Annotated in this window: 9 protein-coding genes; all 9 read right to left on the bottom strand. The window is 32.3% G+C overall.

What is annotated here, in order from left to right; all coding sequences use genetic code 11:
* A partial coding sequence (locus HMPREF0629_RS06215; RefSeq protein WP_009222490.1) for a MobA/MobL family protein occupies positions 1-363 on the bottom strand: 363 nt, incomplete at its 3' end.
* Between the two features lie 315 nt (positions 364-678).
* Complete coding sequence (locus tag HMPREF0629_RS06220) at positions 679-1,053, bottom strand: hypothetical protein (protein WP_009222491.1); 375 nt, start codon at positions 1,051-1,053, stop codon at positions 679-681.
* Between the two features lie 86 nt (positions 1,054-1,139).
* Positions 1,140-1,556, bottom strand: a complete 417-nt coding sequence (locus HMPREF0629_RS06225) for a sigma factor-like helix-turn-helix DNA-binding protein (RefSeq protein ID WP_009222492.1) — start codon at positions 1,554-1,556, stop codon at positions 1,140-1,142.
* A 282-nt stretch (positions 1,557-1,838) separates the two neighbouring features.
* Positions 1,839-3,194 (bottom strand): MATE family efflux transporter, encoded by a 1,356-nt coding sequence (locus tag HMPREF0629_RS06230; protein ID WP_009222493.1) that lies wholly within the window; start codon positions 3,192-3,194, stop codon positions 1,839-1,841.
* Positions 3,195-3,218: 24 nt separating this feature from the next.
* Positions 3,219-4,613, bottom strand: coding sequence for an ATP-binding cassette domain-containing protein (locus HMPREF0629_RS06235; RefSeq protein ID WP_009222494.1), 1,395 nt, complete (start codon positions 4,611-4,613; stop codon positions 3,219-3,221).
* A complete protein-coding gene (locus tag HMPREF0629_RS06240) occupies positions 4,606-5,307 on the bottom strand; it encodes an energy-coupling factor transporter transmembrane component T (protein ID WP_009222495.1) in 702 nt (233 codons plus the stop codon). The genes HMPREF0629_RS06235 and HMPREF0629_RS06240 overlap by 8 nt, the downstream gene beginning before the upstream one ends.
* A gap of 19 nt (positions 5,308-5,326) precedes the next feature.
* Positions 5,327-5,914 (bottom strand): MptD family putative ECF transporter S component, encoded by a 588-nt coding sequence (locus tag HMPREF0629_RS06245; RefSeq protein ID WP_009222496.1) that lies wholly within the window; start codon positions 5,912-5,914, stop codon positions 5,327-5,329.
* A 19-nt stretch (positions 5,915-5,933) separates the two neighbouring features.
* A complete protein-coding gene (locus tag HMPREF0629_RS06250) occupies positions 5,934-6,527 on the bottom strand; it encodes a TetR/AcrR family transcriptional regulator (RefSeq protein WP_009222497.1) in 594 nt (197 codons plus the stop codon).
* Between the two features lie 84 nt (positions 6,528-6,611).
* Positions 6,612-7,239, bottom strand: a 628-nt coding sequence (locus tag HMPREF0629_RS06255; RefSeq protein ID WP_039856716.1) for a DUF4368 domain-containing protein, incomplete at its 5' end; no start/stop codon positions are given.

Genomic DNA, 7,239 nt, shown 5'->3' on the forward strand with positions numbered 1-7,239 from the left:
TATCATACCTTTAGAAGTAAAGTTTTCTTCTATAAATTCACTGATTAACTTTATTCTCTCCTGTTCATTTAATTCTCTTGGCAGTTCAAAGAGTAGATTTCTTGCAAGTTGTGAATTTTTACTTTTTTCGATTTTCTCAACTTCATTCCATAGGTATTCTCTGTTTGAAAATTCTTTCGGGACATGTTCCGGCAGAAATATTTTTGAAAATGCAAGGTCTGTTTTTTTAGAATAGTCATGTGTTTTTCCATAGTATTCATCTTGTAATTTATCTCTTGCATTATATGCAGCTTTTGCAATTACGCTTGCTCCTTTTGACCTTGCAACGATATCTACATGAGTATGCAAACTTTTGGTTTCCACTGTCTTTTTCTCCTTTATCTATTTTCAATTTTGGGATTTTACTATCCTAATGTTCAGGTCGTATCTTCGCTCCCTTTTTCAAAGGGCGCAAAGATACACCGACTACATTCGGTGCTTTGCGTTCCTGCGGAAAGCTATACGCTCCGCTAAGGAAACAAAAACGCTAAAGCATTTTTATTTGTTCAAGGGGGCTACTCCCCCTTAGACCCCTGTGAACTTTGTTTTTTGTAGATTTTTCAAATCCACAAAAAAGCAAAGTGTTAAAATGTTTCTCACTTTGCGCTATCTCAGTTTCTAATACATTTTCTGTTTTTCTTATTCTTCCTCTGTCAGTTCTTCAAAATCATCATTTGCATTTTCCTCTTTAAGATTTGGATTTTCTTCTAAGGAGATTTCTTTTTCTTTTAAATGAATTTCTGTAAGTTCTTTTAGCTTTTCTCTATTTCGATTATCGGAAAGTACATAATCTAAAAAGGCATAGATTAAATCATTATCTGTATTTTCTTCTACTCCGGTTATCTGTTTTTCAAATTTCTCAAACACGCCTCCTTTTTCTACTTTTCGTTTCGTGTCCGCCTTTCTTTTTAGCTGTGATTTCTTTTGTCTTAGTTGCTTAATTTTGTTTTCCGCCTGTTCTTTTTTCTTAGTTTCTTTTTCCAACTGGCTCATTACATTTTCTAACTCTTTCATTTTTCATTCCTCCGTTTCAATATTGTTGCGTTCCAAACAAAGAAAGGCTAAGCACCTTTTTTAGATACTTAACCTTTCCCATCTCTTTAGAATTTATCTTCTAAAAGTTTTCTTAGTTTTTCTAAAATCTTATCCCTCCTTTTTCCGATTGCTTGATAGCTTACTTTTTCTTTTTTGCCAATCGATCTTAGACTTTCTTCTTTGTAGAAAATGGCTTCTATAAGCTCTCTTTCTTTTTTTGTGAGTGTAGCTAATGCCTTGTTTAATTCTTCAATTTGCATTTTGACTTCTACAATTTTTTCTAAGTCTATTCTTTCATCTATGATATTGTCTACAAAGTGTCCATCGTTATCCAGTGTTGAAAATGGAATCACGCCATACTTCCAATCTTTTCTCTGAAGATATTTTTCATGCTCGGTTATCTCCCAATAGGCTTTATATACTTCTTCACTTACCTTAACCGCTTTGCCTTTGACATAAAGGAAATATTCTTTTTTGTCCATTGTGTAATCCTCCTTTTTCTGCTCTCTGTTTTTGCTTTTTGAGAATAAAAAAAGGAGGACTTCTACACTTTGGCGTAAATAGTCCTCCGAATTGAAAAGAGTTTACCTTTTCTTTAGATGTATTTAATTGTTTGAGAGAATAGACAACTATAAGGCAAATAGAAATTTTTATTATTTATTTCTTTTGTATATAAAGATTTTTTCATCTTAATCACCCATCCCTTATAGTTAAATAATGTTCATACATCAAACCTTTCTCATTTTTTTTGTCTTTTGAGCTACCTAACTTTTTGTAATTTGTTGTTTTCCCATTTTCCTAAGTTCATTAAGCATTAAAAACAGCCCAAACATAATCATACTAAAGTCTACGATAGGTTCTGTCCACCAAACTGCTGACGCTCCAAATGCCTTTGGAAATAATAATATTGCAGGAATAAATAAAACTAACTGTCTAAGCATTACAATCATACCTGCTTTTTTCCCATCTCCTATGGATTGGAAAAATGTGAGTGTCATAATCATAATTCCATATAAGATGAATGTAGAATAAAACATCTTAAAATTTACAACACCAACTTCAATAATCTCCCTTCTTACACTGAATAATGATAGTAATTTTTCTGAACAAAACATTGATGGTATCCATGAAGCTGCTGCAAGAATTGTTGCACCATACATAAAAATCTTCATCGTATCTTTTACTCTTCCGTATTGTTTCGCTCCGAAATTAGCTCCAATAACAGGTTGTAACCCTTGACTCATCCCCCACAATGGAATAAAGGAAAACATATATAATCTCATTGTAGCAGACATCAAAATTCCCCAATCATCTCCTCCATACGCAAAGGCTTGCTTAAACAAAAATGTTTGCTGTACTGCAAATAAAATTTGCATCATCATTGCCGAACTTCCTATACTGAACATTTCGCTATAAATTGCCTTGTATTTTTGAATTTTATGGATACCCACAAAAGCACTTTTCTTTGAAAAATAACTGAAAGTCAATATAGCTTGTACAATTTGAGATATAACAGTGGCAATAGCCGCACCTTCAATCGCATATTCTCCCATTAACTTCATAAAAATAGGGTCTAAAATGATATTTAATATAGCTCCTGCTCCCATAATCTTCATAGATTGCTTTAATGCACCTTCACCACGCATTGTCATATTGCCGGCTTGAGCAAAATTCACAAATATTGAGCCGAAGAAAACTACTCTTAAATATCTCACACCAAGTTCTTTAATATTTCCTTTAGCTCCTACCAAATCTAAAAAATGAGGTGCAAAAACTAAACCCAATATTGTAATAATTACAGAGAAAAATATTACCCAGTAACAAAAATTCCCGAATATTTTATCTGTTGTTTCTTTGTCCCCTTTTCCAATCGCTCTTGATAGTATTGAGGCACTGCCGACTCCTATCAATGCCGATATTCCTCCATTTATAATCGTTAAGGACATAGATACACTAATTGCTGACATAGCATAATCACCAATCAACCATCCTGCAAATATTCCATCCATAAATGGATACAACCCTATAACAATCATTCCAATTATTCCGGGAATTGCCAACTTAAATAACAGTTCTTTAGGACTTTTGGTTAATAGTTGTGTTTTCATATCTTCTTTCATTGTATCATTCTCCTTTACCTACATTTATTTCATAAACTCATATACTTTTCCGTTACATCTATCTATAAATTCATAATCGTGTGTGATTATGATAATTATCTTTCCTTGTTCGGTCATTTTATTAAGAAATCCAATCAAAATATCCATCTGCCTTTTACATAGTCCGCTTGTCGGTTCATCGAAAATTATGATAGGCTTCCTGCTCAGCATTGACATAGCAAGTAATAATCGTTGCTTTTCACCTCCCGATAATGAGTTTGGGTGCATTTCTTTTTTATCAAATAAGTCTACCATCCTCAAAATTTCATTTTTTAATTCATCCTCTTTAGTAATAGTTGAAATTTCTTGCCATACAGATTCTGTAAAAAGTTGATAATTAACATCTTGCATAATCGCAAAAATATTTTCACATCGTTTTTTTACTTTTATTCCGTTATAAAACACCTCTCCTGTTCCTCTTGTCAGTCCCATCAGTAAATTGATAAAAGTGCTTTTCCCAACACCATTTTGACCAATGATGAAATTGATACCGGATTCAAAGGCAATACTGAAGTCAAAGATTTCCTTTCTTTCATATTTTTTTTTGAAATTCAAACAAGATAATGCTTTATAATCAAGATTTAAAGAGTTTTTCTTTAACAATTCTACTTGTTCATATTTCCTGTTTGAAAATTTGTTTTTAGAAATTGCATTAAAACTCCTTAGATTGTGTTTTTCAGAAACCTGTTCAAAGAAATCATCACAAAAATGCTCTTTTGTATATTCTTTATAAGTTCCATTTTCTATCACACACAACTTATCAATCGTATCTTTCAGATAAAACAATCTATGCTCCACAATGACGATAATTTTCTTTCTTTTTTTCAGTTCCTCAATGGCTTTCTGTAAATGCTCTATTGCAGCCTGATCTAAAGAAGAAGAGGGTTCATCCAATAAGATAATTTCATTTTCAGAAATTCCACAAGCCGTTACTGCAATCAATTGTTTTTCGCCTCCGGATAATTCAAAAATATTTCTGTCCAATAATTCTTTTGTACCTAAAACCTCTGAATAATACCTAATTTTATCTAAAATCAAATTCTTATCTATGTTTCTATTTTCTAACTGAAAAGCCAGTTCATCGGTTGAATTGATACAATAAAATTGTGTTTTAGGATTTTGAAACACTGTGGATATAAATTTAGATCGTTCCAATATCGTCAAGCCAAACAGTGATTTTCCGTTAAATACAATATCTCCTTCTAATTCTGCATTATTGTATTCCGGAATAATTCCATTGATAACTTTTAGTAAGCTACTTTTTCCTGTTCCTGAATGTCCTGTAATGACGGTTACTTCACCGGGTTTGAAAATCATATTTATATTTTTCAATATGCTTTTGCCGTCAAAACTCACTGTTAAATTTTGTAATTCAAGCATATTTCCCCCTCATATACAGATAGATTATCCATACCATTATTGAGAAAAATATATAATCCATAAGTCCCATATATGTTTCACTAATACTTGTCCTCTTTTGATTTACAGCCAACCCTTTCGTCATAGCTGATACCGTCAAATCATCTGCTGCTTTTGACAAGCACATCAATAATGGCACAAATCTATATTCAAATAATAAAATTGGACTCTTTATTAACTTTTTAAGCGTCAATCCTCTCAAACGCATAGCTTTTTTTATATGACTATAATCAATCCTTGCTGCATAAAAGAAACGTACCATTACCGTCAAGGGAATGGCTATTTCATCAGGACATTTCATTTTTTTTAATGAGTAAATGCTTTCTCCAACATTTGATGTAAGTATGGTATATCTCCCCATCAAAAATGCAGGAAGAATTTTTTTAATAACCATTACTATTATCAATAAAATTGCAACCATAGGATTGTAATTAAGCCCTATCAGAAATTTATCAGCAGCATAAACAAACAAAAGAGTAGCCACTCCAATAATAGCTACTCTTGTATATTTTGCGTGAATTAAAAGTATTATCGGAATTGTGGATATTAAAATGGCTTGCACGAAATACTTTGTTTGAATATTGCCTAATACCATCACATATGAAAGAACTATCGTCATAAAAAGTTTTGTACGAAAATCAAGTTTGATTATCATCCTAACTCTCCATGAAATCTTATTTTTCCATACCGGTTTTTTTGAAGTGTTTTTTTAGAAATGCCATTCCAATGCTGCAACCTATATATGCACCGATAATTCCTACTATTGCCATTACAACAATAATCCAATTCGGCATAACACTAAGCATCTTATCAATGAACTCTTGATTGTATCCTTGTTCTAACATTTGCTTAATATATTCATTTCTCGATATAAAAATTGGAAGCCAATTTCCTAACGTGCAAAGAGGAGCAATTGAAAATGCTAATCTTGCTTTCTTTACATTGGTATATTCTCCTGATTTCAAAATTATTTCAGCAATAATACCGGCAATAACAGCAGTTAATAATGCCCAGGGTCCATGTCCCATAGCAACATATACCAATGCAATCAATAATGATTGAATAAAAATCATTCCTCTTTTTTTAATCTTGGTAGAATACAGCATATTTACAGGTCCTACCAAAACTCCCTGTGCAAATGGGACAAGTGGCATTAAAACTGGAACCATTGCTAAAAATGACCCAATCATCATAAATATAAATCCTAATACGGAAAATAATCCTATATTGATTAAATCCTTTACCTCTAATCGTTTGCTCATTTGAAACCTCCTAATTGTTTTAATTTTTCTTTTCTACATCAACAATATAATTTATCATTGTTTCTTTTATATATCGTTTATGCTCGCCATAAGACTTTCTCGCACCTAAAATTTCTGAACTTAATATCAATCCATTGATATAATTAACTAAAAAACCGTCACCAAATATATCTGCCTTAATTCCAAGCTGCTTGGCGATTAAACTTAGCTCATTAGTCGTATTAAGTTTCAATTCTTGATACAATTTTTCCAAATCCTGATTATATTTTTTTGCTTGTAAAAGGAGTGTATACAATCTCATCAATTCTGTATCAGCCAGCGACTTATCAACCAAAATATCACCCATTTGCTGATATTTATCTTTTCCTCGATTGTTTTTTAAATACTCATTTATCAAGTTGTTTCTATAATCATTACCATCAAGCATTAAGTCTTTAAGCATTTCATTTGTACTTGCATAATGATGATAAACACCCCCTCTACTCATACCTATCTCTGTAATGACATCTTCCATTGTTGTGCTTTGAAAGCCTTTTGTTAAAAAACATTTTTTTGCAGCTTCTCTAATTTTCTTTTTTTTAATTTGTCCAACCTTTTGTTTTTCTTCCTTCAAAATAAAGACCTCATTTCTATTACCAAATAAAAAACCGACGATACTGTCGGTTTTTATTATATCCTATATGATAGTTAGTGTCAACTAATTATTGTATATCAATTTTGTTTTTTTAATGTTCTTAATATATTCACTTACCGGTATCCCTGTTCTTTTCAAACTCTTCAGCTTTTCCTGTTTTTTCTCCTCTCTCCTCGCCTTATATCTGTCCTCATACTCTTTTTGCTTGCCGTTTGCTTTACGCTTGAGGTAGTTTTGATGAAGCCTGTCTTTTCTTGCCCTTTCTTTTTCTTCCTCCTCCCTTAATTTCTGCATTTCTTCTTCGGATAATTCTTCTTTTGGCGGTTCATAGTTCCCGATAAAGTTGAAGTAGATTTCGACTTTCTGATTGGCGGTTTGACTACCTTTTCGATCTCGTTCGTGTACTAAGATTTTTTCTACAAACTCATTGATGATGGTCGGTGTCAGTTCATCAAAGTTATCATAGCGTTCAATCAACCGGATAAACTTTTTGGCTCTGTTGGTTTCTTTTTCGTATCGCTTGATGGCTTTTTCCAACCCATCGATTTCTTTGCTGAGTTCTCTTTGCTCTGTTTCATACTGATTATTTAAGATTTCATATCGGGTATTCGGTATCTTCTCCAATATCATATCTTCGTATATCCGACACATTAAACGTTCCAGTTCCTGAAGCCTGTTTGTACTATCTGTG

The sequence above is a fragment of the Peptoniphilus sp. oral taxon 386 str. F0131 genome, assembly GCF_000090945.1.
In the GTDB taxonomy this organism is placed as follows: domain Bacteria; phylum Bacillota; class Clostridia; order Tissierellales; family Peptoniphilaceae; genus Anaerosphaera; species Anaerosphaera mikwangii.

Bases quoted from the DNA above. Each gene is read 5' to 3' on its own strand.
- HMPREF0629_RS06245 (WP_009222496.1), bottom strand. From the start codon at position 5,914: ATGAGCAAACGATTAGAGGTAAAGGATTTAATCAATATAGGATTATTT.
- HMPREF0629_RS06230 (WP_009222493.1), bottom strand. From the start codon at position 3,194: ATGAAAGAAGATATGAAAACACAACTATTAACCAAAAGTCCTAAAGAA.
- HMPREF0629_RS06220 (WP_009222491.1), bottom strand. From the start codon at position 1,053: ATGAAAGAGTTAGAAAATGTAATGAGCCAGTTGGAAAAAGAAACTAAG.
- HMPREF0629_RS06235 (WP_009222494.1), bottom strand. From the start codon at position 4,613: ATGCTTGAATTACAAAATTTAACAGTGAGTTTTGACGGCAAAAGCATA.
- HMPREF0629_RS06225 (WP_009222492.1), bottom strand. From the start codon at position 1,556: ATGGACAAAAAAGAATATTTCCTTTATGTCAAAGGCAAAGCGGTTAAG.
- HMPREF0629_RS06240 (WP_009222495.1), bottom strand. From the start codon at position 5,307: ATGATAATCAAACTTGATTTTCGTACAAAACTTTTTATGACGATAGTT.